The sequence below is a fragment of the Acinetobacter sp. AOR34_HL genome (assembly GCF_027854795.1).
GTDB classification, from domain to species: Bacteria; Pseudomonadota; Gammaproteobacteria; order Pseudomonadales; family Moraxellaceae; genus Acinetobacter; species Acinetobacter junii.
This window is the reverse complement of record NZ_JAKTID010000071.1, coordinates 1-17,011: the sequence shown is the minus strand read 5'-3', so window position 1 is coordinate 17,011 and position 17,011 is coordinate 1. Positions and strand designations below refer to the sequence as shown.

The window sequence follows — 17,011 nt, the reverse complement described above, 5'->3', positions numbered from 1 at the left end:
TAAACAACTGGAAATCATGTGTACTCCCATGTGTAAGACCTAATGAAATAATCTGCATCGTTTCATAATGAATGATGAGTTGAGCTTTGATCGTATGTCGTTTTTTCTTACCGCTGTAGAATCTTTTCTGTTTTTTTGGGACGCTCAATTGTCATTTCAGTTGCATCGACAATAACAACATTCCAATCTATCCCTGCACCATGCGGTAGTTTCTTAGGTAAATGAAATTTATCAGATTTTATTAAAATATTTTCTATTTTATGAATAATTCTGGACGCAGTTGATTCGTGGATTCCATAACTCATAGCAACATGAAAGAGCGTGCGATATTCACGCCAATAACTTAGCGTCATTAACAGTTGGTCTTCAAGTGAAAGACTCGAAGGTCTACCTCGTTGAGTATTGACTTGGCTTGACTCTAATACTTCAAGCATTTCTAAAAAGGTTGAGGGTTGTATTCCAATCAGTCGTTTAAACTGACTATTTGATAGCATCTTTACTTTTTCATATTTCATGTACTGATGATAGTAGAACATGACTTTTTAATCTGGATAAAAAACAAACAAAACGTTGATCGTTTTTTGATTTTTGCAAGAAGTCTAATATGTCAGTAACGTCAGTAATTACCCGCATGGAATGCAACATTTAGCGCCTGATGATTTTCTTTGGGAGCGGATTTTTGATGTTTATCCAGCATTCTCAGCAGTATTGACGATTCATTTTCCGAATGATGGTGTGTTAAAGATTTTAAATGCTTGTTGCCCAATCTCGCATAACAAAACTCGATTGTTTGTACCACTGACACGTAACTTTGATACCACTGGGGATTTGCAAGCTGTTTATGACTTTAATGCACAAATTTTTGCAGAGGATCAAGATATGGTAGAGTCTCAAAAACCTGAAGAATTACCTGTAGATATTACAATGGAAGCACATTTTGAAGCGGATCGTTCTTCGACCATGTATCGCCGTATATTGGCAGATTGGGGGTTGAGTAAGCGTTATACAGTTTAGGGTTATACAAGTTTAGAATTTTGAAAAACCAAGCAAATGAAATTCAACATTAATTTAATTTTAGACGTTTAATTGTATAAGCTTGTATATACAAATTGGCGGTAATCTATATACAATAGCTCAAAGTATTGTGTATGAGTTTTAGTCAATGTCAAGAACGTCCAAGCAAACTGATTTGGATTTATCACTCGGGGAAGACAGTCCTATACCTTTGTACTTGCGTGTGAAACAAATGATTTCGCAGAAAATCTATGAAGGCACATGGACAGTCAATAAAAAGATTCCATCCGAGAGTGAATTAGTGAATTTGCTTGGTTGTAGTCGTATGACAGTTAATCGTGCGTTGCGCGAGTTGACCAGTGAGGGCTTGCTAGTACGCATACAAGGTGTAGGTTCATTTGTTGCAGAAGGACAAGGACGCACAGCTTTATTTCATGTGAATAATATTGCCGAAGAGATTATCGCTCGAAATCATAAACATCGTGCAGAAGTATTGATGTTGGAACAAATTCAAGCCAACACAGAACAAAGCGTATTAATGCAGATGCGTGAAGGGCAAAAGCTATTTCATTCGATTATTGTGCATTATGAAAATGATGTGCCTGTACAAATAGAAGATCGTTTAGTTGATCCAGTGTTGATACCTGATTATTTAGCTCAAGACTTTACAGCGATTACGCCAAATGCTTATTTGATGTCAAAGGCACCTGTGACTGAGGGTGAGCATGTGGTTACGGCGATTTTAGCATCGGCTCAAGAATGTAAATGGTTGAAGATTAATAAGACAGAACCCTGCCTATTGATTCGCCGTCGTACATGGTCAAATAAACAACTGATTTCAAGTGCACGTTTGATTTATCCGGGCAGTCGTTATTATTTGGAAGGTAAATTTACGCAATGATTCAGCATCTAAGCTCAGCAGATTATAAATGCATGCTGTGGAAAAATGGTGCAGGCTATACAATTGAACTTGCTCGGAGTGAAGGGAGTAGCCTTGAGTTATTTGATTGGCGTATTTCCATGGCGGACGTCAAAACGTCTGGTTCGCTTTCCAAATTTGATGGTATGCAACGCTATTTGACGGTTTTGGAAGGTCAAGATATTTTGCTGAATATTGATCATCAAGTGAAGCATTTACAATATCTGGAATCGATAAAGTTCAGTGGAGACAGTCAGGTTAGTTGTGAATTGCCCAATGGAAAGATTCGAGACTTTAATCTGATATATGATGCTAAAAAATTTCATGCAGATTATGAATGGATGTTCGAGTCTGCTGCTTCTGAATTAAAGAGTTCTGCTGATTTATTTTTTGTTTTTAATCAAAGTTTAGAACCTTTAGAAATTAAAATAAATGAATCTATTTTCTATCTTGAACATCAAGAAAGTTTAATTATAAAAGATCGGGATTACTTGAAAAGTATTTCTTTTGGTAAGCAGGATAAAAAACAAGTTTGTGCGATTCGACTCACAAAAATTTAAATAATTAACACTTTTTTGAAACCCATACAATTTTTAGTTGTATGGGTTTTTTATGGTCTTAATAAAAATAAATCAATTTATTTCATATGTTTAAAATTTATTTTCATAAATGGAATGAAATGCATCTTTTCAAGATAAAAGATTTGTGTAGTATATAGATGTATATACAAGTTAATACATTGCTATACGTTAAAAACAGTTTAATTTGCGGTTCAAATCTCAAAGGAAGGAGTCCGATTGTGACTACAATGACAACAAAATTTCGTGACGTAGAAATTCGCGCACCACGTGGTACACAACTGAATGCAAAAAGTTGGTTAACTGAAGCGCCGTTACGCATGCTAATGAATAATCTTGACCCTGATGTGGCAGAAAATCCAAAAGAACTCGTTGTTTATGGTGGGATCGGTCGTGCTGCACGTAACTGGGAATGCTTTGATAAAATTGTTGAAACTTTAAAAAACTTAGAAGCTGATGAAACCTTGTTGGTTCAATCAGGTAAACCTGTTGGCGTGTTCAAAACTCATAAAGACGCGCCACGTGTTTTGATTGCAAACTCGAACTTAGTTCCTCATTGGGCGACTTGGGAACACTTCAATGAGCTAGATGCAAAAGGTTTGGCAATGTACGGTCAAATGACAGCAGGTTCTTGGATCTACATTGGTAGCCAAGGCATTGTACAAGGTACATATGAAACTTTTGTTGAAGCAGGTCGTCAACATTACAACGGTGATTTAAAAGGTCGTTGGGTACTGACTGCTGGTTTAGGTGGTATGGGCGGTGCTCAACCATTAGCAGCAACATTGGCTGGTGCATGCTCATTGAATATCGAATGCCAACAAACCAGTATCGATTTCCGTTTACGCACACGCTATGTTGATGAACAAGCGACTGATTTGGATGATGCATTAGCGCGTATTGAAAAATACACCAAAGAAGGTAAAGCTGTTTCGATTGCATTACATGGTAACGCAGCTGAAATTTTACCTGAATTAGTTCGTCGTGGTGTACGTCCTGATATGGTTACTGATCAGACTAGCGCACATGATCCACTTAATGGTTATTTGCCAGTGGGTTGGACATGGGAAGAATACCGTGAGCGTGCTAAAACTGAACCAGAAGTTGTGGTGAAAGCCGCTAAACAATCTATGGCAAAGCATGTTCAAGCGATGCTTGATTTCCAAAAAATGGGTGTGCCAACATTTGACTATGGCAACAACATTCGTCAAATGGCACAAGAAGAAGGTGTTGCGAACGCTTTTGATTTCCCAGGTTTCGTACCTGCTTATATTCGTCCATTGTTCTGTCGTGGCGTAGGTCCATTCCGTTGGGTTGCATTGTCAGGTGATCCAGAAGATATCTATAAAACAGATGCAAAAGTAAAAGAGTTAATCCCTGATGATGAACATTTGCATCGTTGGTTGGATATGGCAAGTGAACGTATTAGCTTCCAAGGTCTACCAGCGCGTATTTGTTGGGTGGGATTAGGTCTACGTGCCAAACTTGGTTTAGCTTTTAATGAAATGGTCCGCAGTGGTGAGCTTTCAGCTCCGATCGTCATTGGTCGTGACCATTTAGATTCAGGTTCAGTATCAAGTCCGAATCGTGAAACAGAAGCAATGCAAGATGGTTCAGATGCAGTATCTGATTGGCCATTATTAAATGCGCTCTTGAATACAGCAGGTGGTGCAACTTGGGTTTCTTTACATCATGGTGGTGGTGTTGGTATGGGCTTTTCTCAACATTCAGGTGTTGTGATTGTATGTGATGGTACAGATGAAGCGGCAGCACGTATTGCTCGTGTATTAACCAATGATCCTGCAACAGGAGTGATGCGTCATGCTGACGCAGGCTATGACATTGCGATCGAGTGCGCTAAAGAGCAAGGTTTGAACTTGCCTATGATTACGCAGTAAACAGATAACAACATTACGATGCTTTTTGCAATTGTGTAAGCAGCATCGTAAGCGAACAATAGAATGCAAAACAGGACGCCAACGATGGAACTTTTAATTCAACCCGGCAAACTTACCTTAGCAGATCTTCGTCATGCCTACCTCAATCCAATTAAAGTCAAACTTGATGACAGTGCATCAGCAGGCATTAATGCCAGTGTTGCATGTGTCGAAAAAATAGTGAATGAAGGCCGTACCGCTTACGGGATCAATACTGGTTTTGGCTTGCTCGCTTCAACTAAAATTGCGCCTGAAGATTTAGAAAAATTACAACGTTCACTGGTACTTTCTCATGCAGCAGGTGTTGGTGAACCATTAGATGATGCGATGGTTCGTTTAATCATGTTGCTCAAAGCAAACAGCTTGGCACGTGGTTTCTCAGGTATTCGCCGTAAAGTGATTGATGCCATTCTTGCGCTGATCAACGCTGAAGTGTATCCACATATTCCACTTAAAGGATCGGTAGGTGCATCTGGAGATTTAGCACCATTAGCACATATGTCTTTAGTGTTATTAGGTGAGGGTAAAGCTCGCCATAAAGGTGAGTGGCTTTCAGCTGTTGATGCATTGAAAGTTGCTGGCTTAGAACCAATTTCCCTAGCGGCTAAAGAAGGCTTGGCGCTGTTAAATGGTACACAAGTTTCAACAGCATATGCACTGCGCGGTTTATTTGAAGCAGAAGATTTATTTGCTGCTGCTACTGTTTGTGGTGGTCTAAGTGTAGAAGCGATGTTGGGTTCACGTGCGCCATTTGATGCTCGTATCCATGAGGTGCGTGGTCAACGTGGTCAAATAGATGTCGCTGCGGCTTATCGTGACTTACTCACTGATTCAAGTGAAATTGCACATTCGCATGAAGATTGTAGCAAAGTTCAAGACACATATTCATTACGTTGCCAACCGCAAGTGATGGGTGCCTGTTTGACTCAAATTCGTCAGGCAGCTGAAGTATTGGAAATTGAATCAAATGCAGTATCAGATAATCCACTGGTTTTCGCAGCTGAAGGCGATGTGATCTCAGGTGGTAATTTCCATGCTGAGCCTGTGGCGATGGCGGCAGATAATTTGGCACTGGCAATTGCAGAAATTGGCTCACTATCTGAACGCCGTATCTCGATGATGATGGATCGTCATATGTCACAACTTCCACCATTTTTAGTCGCTAATGGTGGTGTCAATTCTGGATTTATGATCGCTCAAGTGACTGCCGCAGCATTGGCAAGTGATAACAAAGCTTTAGCACATCCTGCAAGTGTGGATAGTTTGCCAACTTCAGCAAACCAAGAAGATCATGTTTCTATGGCACCAAATGCAGGTAAACGCTTGTGGTATATGGCAGATAACGTTCGTGGCATTCTCGCAGTGGAATGGTTAGGTGCATGTCAGGGGCTTGATTTCCGTGAAGGTTTAAAAAGCTCTCCAAAACTTGAACGTGCTCGAAAAGTATTGCGCGACCAAGTGCCTTACTACAGTGAAGATCGTTTCTTCGCTCCTGATATTGAACAGGCAAGTGAATTACTCGCTAGTGGCTGTTTGAATGAGCTCATCCTCCCAAATCTTTTGCCTAGTCTATCAAACGCTTAATCAAGATAACGGTCACATGGAGTGACCGACTCTAACTATATTTCCTCAAGGATTGGAGATAATAATGTCACAACACTCCACTTTACAGCGGGGATTAAACACCCGCCACATCCGTTTCTTAGCATTAGGTTCAGCGATAGGAACGGGACTTTTTTACGGTTCAGCAACAGCCATTAAAATGGCAGGTCCATCTGTTTTGCTCGCATATATCGTTGCAGGGATCGTAATATATATCGTGATGCGTGCATTAGGCGAGATGGCTGTTCAAAATCCAGTTTCAGGCTCTTTCAGTCACTATGCTTCACAGTACATTGGACCACTTGCAGGTTTTACCACAGGTTGGACTTATGTATTTGAAATGATCATTGTTGCGCTGGCTGATGTGACTGCTTTTGGAATCTATATGGGCTTCTGGTATCCAGATGTTCCTCGATGGATTTGGATTCTGTCACTGATCATGTTCTTAGGTGCAATTAACCTCATTCATGTCAAAGTTTTTGGCGAGCTAGAGTTCTGGCTTTCAATCGTAAAAGTGACCGCGATTGTTGCCATGATTTTGGGTGGCTTAGGGCTAATGATATATGGCTTCAATGCCGATCAAGCAGGTTTCACAACAGGTATTCAAAACTTATGGATTCATGAAGGCTTTATGCCAAATGGTATTGCGGGTTTGATTGCTTGTTTATCTGTCGTTGTATTTGCTTTCGGTGGTATTGAAATTATTGGGATCACTGCGGGTGAATCTAAAGATCCAAAGACCTCTATTCCTAAAGCAATCAACGCTGTTCCTGTACGTATCTTATTATTTTATGTGCTAACCATTTTTGTTTTGATGTCGATTTTCCCTTGGAATCAAATAGGTAGCCAAGGTAGCCCATTTGTACAAATTTTTGAGAATCTAGGAATCGGATCGGCTGCAACAATTTTGAATATTGTCGTCATCACTGCAGCGGTATCAGCGATTAATAGTGATGTATTTGGTGCGGGACGTATGTTGTTTGGTATGTCGAGCCGTGGACAAGCACCACAAGTGTTTCAAAAAATCTCTAAAAATGGTGTGCCGTGGATGACAGTCGTGGTTATGGCAGGAGTCTTACTTATCGGTGTGCTTCTCAACTATTTAATTCCAGAAAATGTATTCCTTATCATTGCATCAATCGCAACATTTGCAACGGTTTGGGTATGGTTGATGATCTTACTTTCACAAGTTGCGATGCGTCGTAAGATGTCGAAAGAACAGATTAAAGCACTAGATTTCCCTGTGATTGGTTGGCCGTATGCTCCTGCATTTGCGATTGCATTCATGTTGTTTATCTTGGCAATGATGGGTTATTTCCCTGACTCAAGACCTGCATTATATGTCGGTATTACATGGTTGGTTTTACTGTGTATTGCATACAACATTTGGGTTAAACCAAAACAAGATGCGATCAAGGTTGATCAGGATTTACCACAAAATTTCAAAATGGAAAGCTAATAACCTAACTGTTTAAGAGCTTATAGCTCTTGAACAGAGAGAGGATCTAAAATGAAAAAGCTTTGGAAAAATTGTCATATCGCTACTATGCAGGATGGGAAATACAACAGTATTGAACATGCTGCTTTAGTGACATCTGGAAATTGCATTCACTGGATTGGTCGTGAAAGTGATATTCCAAATGACAATTATACTGAAACCATTAATTTAAATGGATCATGGTTAACGCCCGGTTTAATTGATTGTCATACCCATAGCGTATTCGGTGGCAATCGTAGTGTTGAGTTTGAGCAGCGTTTGCAAGGCGTTAGCTATGCTGAGATCGCGGCAAATGGTGGTGGTATTGCCAGTACTGTTCGTGCAACTCGTGAAGCTAGCGAAGATGAGTTACTTGCTTCAGCACTAAAACGTATTCGCTGTTTACTCAAAGATGGGGTTACCACCATCGAGATTAAATCAGGATACGGTTTAGACTATCTGAATGAACGTAAAATGTTGCGTGTGATTCGTCAAATTGCAAATATTTTGCCAATGACTGTACGCAGTACATGCTTAGCAGCGCACGCTTTACCTCCTGAATATAAAGATCAAAGTGATGCGTATGTTGATCATATTTGTACAGAAATGTTGCCAAAACTACATCAAGAAGGACTCGTGGATGCGGTCGATGCATTTTGTGAGTATTTAGCATTTTCACCTACACAAGTTGAACATATATTTAACACAGCACATGCACTCAATCTCCCAGTTAAATTGCATGCTGAACAACTGTCTTCTCTCGGTGGCTCTAGTCTTGCTGCTCGTTACCACGCATTGTCTGCAGATCATTTGGAATTTATGACTGAAGATGATGTCAAAGCAATGGCGGTTTCAGGAACCGTAGCAGTGTTACTACCCGGTGCATTCTATTTCTTGAGGGAAACGCAACTTCCTCCACTAGAGAGTTTGCATAAACATGGTGTTCGTATTGCTTTGTCGAGCGACTTAAATCCTGGAACTTCTCCAGCATTGTCATTACGTTTGATGATGAACATGGGAAGTACCTTATTTCGCTTAACACCTGAACAAACGTTGGCAGGGGTGACTATTCATGCCGCACATGCTTTGGGACTACAAGATTCACATGGCAGTCTAGAAGTAGGCAAAGTTGCTGACTTTATTGCTTGGGAAATTGAACATCCATCTGAGATTGTGTATTGGCTAGGTGGAGATTTGCCTAAACGTATTATTCAGCATGGCAATGAAATTTGTGTGTAGTGCAAACAGTTTTAATTAGCGATATTTGATATGAATCATTCATTTACATGGCAAGGACGACATGATGGCGATGGTGAAGAACATCGACGTATCCATCATGTGGTAAATACCAGACAACATGCTTCATTTGCCTTAATTGGTTTTGGTTCGGATGAAGGTGTAAAACGAAATAAAGGTCGTTTAGGGGCAGCGGATGCACCTGATATGATTCGAGCACAATTGGCAAATTTACCTGTACACCAATCTGTATCAATTGTTGATATTGGTACAGTCGTATGTGAGCAAGGTCAACTAGAAAAGGCACAAGCTGAGTTAGCAGATCAAGTTGAACGAAGTTTACAACAGGGAATGAAACCGATTGTTCTAGGTGGTGGTCATGAGGTTGCTTTTGGAAGTTTTTCAGGACTGTTCCAATACATCCAACATCATGAGCCGCAGCAAAAAATTGGAATCATTAATTTTGATGCACACTTTGATTTGCGTGAAGCAGAGCAGGTGACTTCAGGTACACCATTTTTAAATGCTGCAAAATTATCAGAACAGAATCAAAAAGAATTTCATTATTTGTGCATCGGTGTCGCGAAGCATTCAAACACGAAAGCTTTGTTTGACACGGCAGATCGCCTGAACTGTCAATATATATACGATCAGCAACTTCAGCTTTCAGAAATTGACCATTTGATATCGAAAATTAACGGTTTTATAGAAAAAATTGACGCGTTATACATTACAGTAGACCTCGATGTATTTAATGCCAGCATTGCTCCCGGTGTGAGTGCACCTGCGGTCAAAGGAATTGATCTTTCGGTCTTTGATCCATTGTTTCAAGCCATAAAGAAATCTGGAAAAATGCGAGTTTTCGATGTGGCTGAATGCAATCCACGGTTTGATTTGGATAATCGAACAGCCAAATTAGCCGCTTATATTATTTTTAACTACATTTTTGACTGATGGCTTGGCGTGAGCTGACCCATCTATTTTCATTTTATAAGGATAGACAATGTCTAATTTATCTTATATCTCTCAAAATAACGGTCCATGGTCAACTTACCTCGAACAAATCGATCGCGTTGCGCCTTACTTAGAGCATTTAAAAGATTACATCGACACATTGAAGCGCCCTAAGCGTGCCTTGATTGTGGATGTGCCGATTGTAATGGATGACGGTACGATCCAGCACTTTGAAGGCTATCGTGTTCAACACAATTTATCACGTGGTCCAGGTAAAGGTGGTATTCGTTTCCATCCAGATGTTGACTTAAATGAAGTGATGGCACTTTCTGCGTGGATGACGATTAAAACTGCGGTTTTAAATCTTCCATTTGGTGGTGCAAAAGGTGGTGTACGTGTTGATCCGCGTAAACTTTCACCTCGTGAGTTAGAACGTTTGACACGTCGTTATACCAGTGAAATTAGTCACATCATTGGACCACAAAAAGATATCCCAGCACCTGATGTGGGTACAAACCCAAATGTCATGGGTTGGATCATGGATACATATTCATCTGGCCAAGGTCATACTGTGACAGGTGTTGTAACTGGTAAACCTGTACATTTAGGTGGTTCATTAGGTCGTATCAAAGCAACGGGTCGTGGTGTGTTTATCACAGGTCAACAAGTTGCTGAGAAGATCAAATTACCTTTAGATGGTGCGAAAATCGCAGTTCAAGGTTTTGGTAACGTAGGTAGTGAAGCAGCGTATTTATTCGCTGAGTCAAAATCTAAAGTCGTAACTATTCAAGACCATACAGGTACGATTTATAATCCAGAAGGTATTAACCTTGAAGAGTTAAAAGTTTATCTTCAAACAAATCAAGGTGTGGGCGGTTTTGCTGGTGCGCAAGCGATCAGTGATGAAGCATTCTGGGATGTGGAAATGGATATTTTGATTCCAGCAGCTTTAGAAGGTCAAATCACAGTTGAACGTGCACAAAAATTAACTGCGAAGTTGGTTTTAGAAGGTGCAAACGGACCAACATATCCTGAAGCCGATGATATTCTAGTTCAACGTGGTATCACGGTTGTCCCAGACGTTATCTGTAATGCGGGTGGTGTAACGGTTTCTTACTTTGAATGGGTTCAAGATATGTCGAGCTACTTCTGGTCAGAAGAAGAGATTAACGAACGTCTTGATAAGCTGATGATTCAAGCAATCCATGATGTTTGGAATACTGCCAACGAGAAAGTATGTACGCTAAGAACCGCAGCATTTATTCTTGGTTGTGAGCGTATCTTAAAAGCACGTAAAGAGCGTGGTATTTTCCCAGGTTAATACGGGTGAAATAACAATAAGCGACCTTAAGACCATAGTTTTAAGGTCGCTTTTGTCTTAGAAGTTAATCTAAAAAGAAATCTTTTTGTAATTCTGTCTTTCCTTCAATACAAGCATAGCCGCCTAGTTCAGTGATCCCAATTCTTGCAAGAGCTTGCTCATCAGTTAAACTTTGTCCTGTGAGTTCACCACGATTAGTTGTATAAATTGCATAAGCTGCATCTGCCATAATTTCGGGTTTGCGACTTAGTTGTAGGGTATTTTCTTCTCCCAAATTTTTTGAAACCGCAGCAGTCGCAATATAAGTTTCTGGCCATAAGGTATTACAAGAAATTCCATATTGCCGAAACTCTTCCGCCATACCTAGTGTGAGAATACTCATTCCATATTTAGATAGTGCATAGGGGGAAAGCATTCCTAACCATTTCGGTGACATATTGACTGGTGGAGACAAACTCAAAATATGTGGGTTTGAAGATTTTTTTAAGTAAGGTAGTGCTGCTTGGGCGCAGATAAATGTCGCTCTGTGATTAATAGTTTGAATCAAGTCATATTGCTTCAGTGAAGTTGACTCAACACCAGTGAGAGCGATTGCGCCTGCATTATTGATGAGCACATTTAATCCGCCGAAGGTTTCAACTGTTTGTTGTATAGCAGAATGAATTTGTTGCTCATCTCGTACATCCAAAATGAGAGGAAGTGCCTTGCCACCCGCAGCATTAATTTCCTCTGCAACGCTGTATATCGTGCCTGATAATTTAGGTGTTTCGACAGCAGTCTTCGCAGCAATCACGACATTAGCACCTGCTTGGGCGGCCTTTATTGCAATTGCTCGACCAATACCACGACTTCCACCTGTGATAAAAACAGTTCTTCCTTGCATAGTTTTCATTGTAATTTCCTATTTCTAATTCATGTTAAAAATTAAGTTAAAGAATAAAAGGATGTGCAAATTTTTCAGGATTATACAACTGTCGTTGTTTGGCAATTTCGACAATTCGATGGCGCAATTGACGTTTAATTACGGCATAGGTCAGGCGATGTTTCTGTGACATATCTTCTGCAAATCGTAAAGTTTCAGTCTGTAAGGATTCAACAGAATGTATCTGGCTCACTACTTGAGCTTGTAAACATTCAACGCCTGTCATCGATTTGCCTGTCAACGACATTTCCCAAGTTGCATATTGATTTGGTAGCAGTTGGACAATTTCTGCAATGATATCGGTAAAAGGAATGGTAAGTTTTATTTCAGGAAAGCAGAATCGACCTTTATCTGACCGCATAAATCTAAAGTCACAAGCTGATGCTAAGATCGCACCGCCTGCATAAGCATTGCCATTGATTTCAGCAATGACAGGGAGATTCAATAATGCTAAGCGAAGTAACATATCTTCTAGTTGAGTAGTAAATGCTTTTTTATCTTCGATAGATTGTTGCATTAACCATGCGAGATCTAAACCATTACAAAATGTTTTGTGATGATCACTTCGAATAATCAGGCTCGCGTTATTTTTATCGTTTTCAATTTCATCAAAGACTGAAATATATTCATCTAAAACGTCTTTGTTGAGCGCATTTTCCTGATCGCCGTTGATTAATGTCAGCACATAAATGGATTGTTGTTTATCGAGATGTAGGTTTGCCATTTAAGCAATTCCTCTAAGTTTATTCATTTTTCTATGACTGATTATTCAGAATAAACTGCTCGCCCAATAGGGTAGACTATGCCATATTAATGATCATTTTAGGACACAGGATGTACTATGCGTGATCCTTTTGGGCTGTTTCAAGAAAACATTTCAGTTTCTTATGCTCATGTACTATTAGAAATTACTGAAGCCTATGGCATCGAGAATCAAACTGTTTTACATAATACTGGGTTGGTTCTATCAGCTATGAAACATGCTGATGCCAAAATGAGTGCTCATCAGTGGTCTAAGCTGGTAGTGAATGCATTACAACTCACAGGTAATCATCGTTTGGGCATTGAGTATGGACTCAAACTTCGTCCTACTTCACATGGGGCATTGGGCTTTGCATTTTTAAGTTGTGCTGATGTTGAAACTGCTTTGACACTCTGTCAGCAATATTTCTGTACTCGGATTCAAAATTTCACACCTGAATGGACTGTTGATCAGGATTTTGTCTATGTTTATTTAGATGATGTACATCCTGTTAGATTTGGTGATGAGCAACAATCAGCGCAATTACGATCATTTCTAGTCGAATGTTTGATCTTTGGTGCAATTCATTTTTTAAGTTTATTTTCAAAAGAGCTGATTGAGCAGAGTGAAGTCTTTCTTGATTGGGAAGAAAGCAATGATTACCAGTGTATTGAGCTTTCAAAAGTTAAGATACATTTTAGTCAAAAAAGAAATGGGCTTCGTTTTCCTAAATTCTTCCTTAACTGCAAAAATAAAAATGCTGATCAAGTTTCTTTTCAGCAGGCACTTTTGTATTGTGAAAATGATAAAGGGCGGTTAGTTAAAGAAAATATAAGGGATTTACAGAAAAGTATCCGCTCAGAATTATTGTATAACTCAAGCAATGGTTATCCCACATTGCCCATGATTGCTGAACGTTTGAATATGTCTGAACGAACTCTAAAAAGACATTTACAGGCGCAAGGGACGACTTTCTTACAGATTGTAGCTGATGTGCGATTTACGGAGGCTAAAAAAATGCTGCAACACAAACAATATAGCATCCAAGATATTGCAAGTATTGTTGGTTATGAAGAAGCGACCAATTTTATCCGTGCTTTTAAAAAGACCTTTGGAGAAACACCAAGCCAATATCGAAAGCGTAGCCAAATCTAGTTAAATTGAGATTTCTTTCTTAGTAGCTAGAATAAATTGATCCACGGCATGTTGAATTTTTGCAGTCCATTCAAAAGAACAATTCATTCGAATAAAGTGTTGATGTGAAGGCAATACATTAAATAGCGGACTGGGTGCTATACCAATCTGTTGTTGAATCAGTAGTTCATAGATTTGCATGCTACTGACTTTTTGAGGCAATTGAATCCAAAGAAAATAACCACTTGGATAATTATATACCTTGCAGCCTTCGGGTAAATGTTGTTTTAGATATTGGAAAAATTGTTTTTTATTCTTTTCTAATGAACGTCTAAGCGTTCTTAAATGCTTTTCGTAATGATGATGGGCTAAAAATTCAACTAGGGCATTTTGGATGAGTGCATTTGCAGAAATCGTGCTCATCAGTTGTAAATGTTGGATGTGCTCTGAGAATTTACCTGCATAGACCCAGCCCATACGAAAACCAGAACCTAAAGTTTTCGAGAAAGAAGAGCAGTGCAATACCAAATTTTGTTGATCAAAATACTTCATTGGAAGTGGTTTCTGACTGCCATAAAACAATTCTTCATAGACATCATCTTCAATTAAATGAATTTGATGTTCATGCAAAAGTTGAGCAATTTTAAATTTGATTTCATCGCTGACTGTAAAGCCAATTGGATTGTGTGCATTGAGCATAAACCAGCAGACTTTGATTGGATACGTCTTAATTACTTGTTCAAAAGCTTCAATATCAAAACCATGCTGTGGATGCTCAGGAAGTGTAATGACTTTCAATCCTAAACGTTCGGCTGCCTGCCAAGCGCCATAAAAAATAGTTTGCTGCAATAAAATATAATCACCAGGTTGTGTGATCGCTTGCAAAGACAGATTGAGTGCTTCCAAGCCTCCAGAGGTGATAACAATATCATCCGCATCGGTTGGAATACCTTGCATACAATAACGTTGGGCGATCAGTTTCCGAAGTTCCAAATTCCCAGGTGGAAGATTGGTGGTTTGGTCGTAACTATGTCGGTTACGGGAGAGTTGTCCCATGATTTGAATCAGCTTGGGTGGATAGAGCAACTGACTATCAGGAAATGCCGAACCTAGCGGACTGATATGTTTTGATTGAATCGATTTTAGATATTTAAATACCAGAGAGTTAATTTCAATTTTGGGATTCAATGCAACAATTGAGTGTGTTTGTGGAATTTGGGTCGATACTTGCTCAGCAACAAAATAACCAGATTTTTCTTTTGAATAAATTAATCCTTGTGCCTCTAATTCTTGGTAAGCATTCATCACTGTGATCAAGCTAAAACCTGAACGTTGTACTTGTTCACGTAGAGATGGAAGTTTGCTATGTGCCTTCCAAGTGCCATTTTCGATCAGTAATTTTAGATTGTGTGCTAACTGTTCAGACTTATACATGAAGTTTGCAGCCCTAATGATATCTGCTTTTATTTTAAAGAAAATCTATCAGGATTTTATAACAGATTTAGTCTAACCGAATCATCTGTTATATTTTTTTAAGCATGCTCTGTAGCTATTCAATACTTTAAGTAACGCTCAAAATAACACCATGAACGATTAAAACTCCAAACACAAAATTTGAGTTTATTTGGTTCTAAAGAATGTTTCGATTTGACAGGGCGTATTCGATGTTTGTGACCAAAGAACTTAATGCGATGACAGCAGTTTTTGAAGACAGTATGCCTTCATCACTGATTAAGGAAGAATTACAACTTGAATATGTGAATCTTGAAGCGACTTTATTAAGAGCAAAAGTCTTAAGAAATTTTGCTAAAGAGAAAGTGACTTACATTGTGCAAACTCAAATTTATGAGAATGACCAAAATCTAGCATATTTATTTGCGCCGTTTGTGCTTGCCAATCTAAATCAGCCTGTGATTTATACCACGCTCAATTCATCTTCGATTTTAAAGATATTAAATCAATATTATCAGGCAGAAACAAGAGTGAAGTTGAATGTCATAGATTTGCTGCAAAGTCTGAAAGTTTATGTAGATGTTGTCGATCAACCCAAAAACCAAGAGGACTTTCTATTTAGAAACTTGGTTAAAGCACTCTGTCGATCAGATATTTCGCAAATTTTTCTGATCACATCATCAGCGATGAATCATCAGCAACTTCAACAGTTGCAGGATTTCTTAAGTGTAAAGATTAGTGTCATTCAGACAGTTTATGAAGAAAGTATTGTAAAGGATGAAATGTTAAATACTCGGAAATTGTTGTTTAAAAACAAAGATGATTTCCATCGAAATATTTGTACATTGTTTTCATCTTTAAACGCAAAACTTATTGCACAAATAAGTCAACTTAGTGAAGTACAAGCAGCTCATTTGATTGAAGACATGTTCTATTCGGAACATATTTTTGAAAAATTATCAGTCTATGCCGAATACATGCAGACCCATATCCAAAATGGATCAAGTTATAAAACTTTATCCATGATTTAAAGATTTTAGAACCGAATACTTGTATTTAAATAGGAGTAGACAATATGTCTCAGCAACAATCTAAGTTTCCATACTTAACAGTTGGTATCAGTATTTTACTTGGTTGCTTATTTTTAGTTTTCTTCTTCCTTGCGGTCAGTAATCAACCAGATTATATGCCGTCACAACAGAAGCAGAATATTCAAAAGATTCAACCAGCACATTCATCAACTGAATAGCCACTAATTTTGTAGACACCTTTTAGTTAGATATGGACTGCCACCACTCTCCTAGACAAATATCGTCTATTCTTGGACTGCCACCACTCTCCTAGACAAATTTCGTCTATTCTTTTTGCATAGGAGAGAACATTATGAGTGGACAACGATACACCCCAGAATTTAAAGATGAAGCTGTTAAATTGATTACCGAACGTGGATATTCTGTCACTGATGTGGCTGAACGTTTAGGTGTATCACAGCACAGCATTTATAAATGGCTAAAGGCCGTACAGCCTTTACGCAACAACCCTGATGAACATGAACTACTCGAAGCAAAGAAAGAGATCCTTCGTCTTAAAAGTCAGCTTAAGCAAACTGAAGAAGAGCGAGATATCTTAAAAAAGGCCGCAAGGTACTTTGCAAGCCTGCCCGAGTAAAGTATCAGTTTATCCTTGAGTACAGCCATCAATTTAAGATTAAAACGATGTGTCG

At 39.0% G+C, this 17,011-nt stretch carries 16 protein-coding genes and 2 pseudogenes; 13 read left to right on the top strand and 5 right to left on the bottom strand.

Annotated features, from left to right (window positions below):
- Together MKL32_RS16235 and MKL32_RS12005 are read right to left on the bottom strand one after the other, a co-directional pair.
- Positions 1-148: transposase (locus tag MKL32_RS16235; RefSeq protein ID WP_442866712.1), on the bottom strand; the 148-nt coding region annotated here is incomplete at its 3' end.
- On the bottom strand, positions 108-515 hold the full coding sequence (locus MKL32_RS12005) for an IS5/IS1182 family transposase (protein ID WP_019509710.1): 408 nt from the start codon (positions 513-515) through the stop codon (positions 108-110). The genes MKL32_RS12005 and MKL32_RS16235, both read right to left, overlap by 41 nt.
- Positions 516-603: 88 nt before the next feature.
- Here MKL32_RS12005 and MKL32_RS12000 point away from each other — a divergent pair.
- The 9 genes and pseudogenes from MKL32_RS12000 to MKL32_RS11960 all read left to right on the top strand — a co-directional run.
- Positions 604-1,014, top strand: a pseudogene (locus MKL32_RS12000) (aromatic ring-hydroxylating dioxygenase subunit alpha); the annotation flags it as partial.
- Between the two features lie 148 nt (positions 1,015-1,162).
- Positions 1,163-1,915 (top strand): histidine utilization repressor, encoded by a 753-nt coding sequence (gene hutC, locus MKL32_RS11995; protein WP_126132238.1) that lies wholly within the window; start codon positions 1,163-1,165, stop codon positions 1,913-1,915.
- The gene (locus tag MKL32_RS11990) at positions 1,912-2,493 is read left to right on the top strand and encodes a HutD/Ves family protein (RefSeq protein ID WP_151958439.1); all 582 of its coding nucleotides are present in this window, start codon (positions 1,912-1,914) and stop codon (positions 2,491-2,493) included. The genes hutC and MKL32_RS11990 overlap by 4 nt, the downstream gene beginning before the upstream one ends.
- A gap of 248 nt (positions 2,494-2,741) precedes the next feature.
- On the top strand, positions 2,742-4,409 hold the full coding sequence (gene hutU, locus MKL32_RS11985; protein WP_126132245.1) for a urocanate hydratase: 1,668 nt from the start codon (positions 2,742-2,744) through the stop codon (positions 4,407-4,409).
- Positions 4,410-4,493: 84 nt separating this feature from the next.
- Positions 4,494-6,032 carry a histidine ammonia-lyase gene (hutH, locus tag MKL32_RS11980; RefSeq protein ID WP_126132236.1) on the top strand — a complete coding sequence of 513 codons (1,539 nt, stop codon included), beginning with the start codon at positions 4,494-4,496 and terminating at the stop codon, positions 6,030-6,032.
- Between the two features lie 64 nt (positions 6,033-6,096).
- Positions 6,097-7,509: an amino acid permease gene (locus tag MKL32_RS11975; RefSeq protein WP_270900592.1), complete on the top strand. Its 1,413-nt coding sequence runs from the start codon at positions 6,097-6,099 to the stop codon at positions 7,507-7,509.
- Between the two features lie 51 nt (positions 7,510-7,560).
- On the top strand, positions 7,561-8,766 hold the full coding sequence (gene hutI / locus MKL32_RS11970) for an imidazolonepropionase (protein ID WP_004915009.1): 1,206 nt from the start codon (positions 7,561-7,563) through the stop codon (positions 8,764-8,766).
- A 30-nt stretch (positions 8,767-8,796) separates the two neighbouring features.
- Entirely contained in the window at positions 8,797-9,717 is a 921-nt protein-coding gene (hutG, locus tag MKL32_RS11965) for a formimidoylglutamase (RefSeq protein WP_004959224.1), read from the top strand.
- A gap of 49 nt (positions 9,718-9,766) precedes the next feature.
- Positions 9,767-11,038 (top strand): Glu/Leu/Phe/Val family dehydrogenase, encoded by a 1,272-nt coding sequence (locus MKL32_RS11960; protein WP_004959222.1) that lies wholly within the window; start codon positions 9,767-9,769, stop codon positions 11,036-11,038.
- 64 nt (positions 11,039-11,102) lie between these two features.
- Here MKL32_RS11960 and MKL32_RS11955 read toward each other — a convergent pair whose 3' ends face one another.
- Entirely contained in the window at positions 11,103-11,930 is an 828-nt protein-coding gene (locus tag MKL32_RS11955; RefSeq protein WP_233739386.1) for an SDR family oxidoreductase, read from the bottom strand.
- Between the two features lie 37 nt (positions 11,931-11,967).
- Complete coding sequence (locus MKL32_RS11950; protein ID WP_233739384.1) at positions 11,968-12,684, bottom strand: enoyl-CoA hydratase/isomerase family protein; 717 nt, start codon at positions 12,682-12,684, stop codon at positions 11,968-11,970.
- A gap of 117 nt (positions 12,685-12,801) precedes the next feature.
- Here MKL32_RS11950 and MKL32_RS11945 point away from each other — a divergent pair, with 117 nt between their 5' ends.
- Entirely contained in the window at positions 12,802-13,857 is a 1,056-nt protein-coding gene (locus tag MKL32_RS11945; RefSeq protein WP_270900591.1) for an AraC family transcriptional regulator, read from the top strand.
- Here the strand turns inward: MKL32_RS11945 and MKL32_RS11940 are convergent, their stop codons facing one another.
- Positions 13,858-15,270, bottom strand: coding sequence for an aminotransferase-like domain-containing protein (locus MKL32_RS11940; protein WP_270900590.1), 1,413 nt, complete (start codon positions 15,268-15,270; stop codon positions 13,858-13,860).
- 230 nt (positions 15,271-15,500) lie between these two features.
- On the opposite strand from MKL32_RS11940, the gene MKL32_RS11935 reads away from it, so the two are divergent.
- The 3 genes and pseudogenes from MKL32_RS11935 to MKL32_RS11925 all read left to right on the top strand — a co-directional run.
- Positions 15,501-16,319, top strand: coding sequence for a hypothetical protein (locus MKL32_RS11935; protein ID WP_212388885.1), 819 nt, complete (start codon positions 15,501-15,503; stop codon positions 16,317-16,319).
- A 44-nt stretch (positions 16,320-16,363) separates the two neighbouring features.
- On the top strand, positions 16,364-16,537 hold the full coding sequence (locus tag MKL32_RS11930; protein WP_146751479.1) for a cbb3-type cytochrome oxidase assembly protein: 174 nt from the start codon (positions 16,364-16,366) through the stop codon (positions 16,535-16,537).
- Positions 16,538-16,671: 134 nt separating this feature from the next.
- Positions 16,672-17,011 (top strand): annotated as a pseudogene (locus tag MKL32_RS11925) (transposase); the annotation flags it as partial.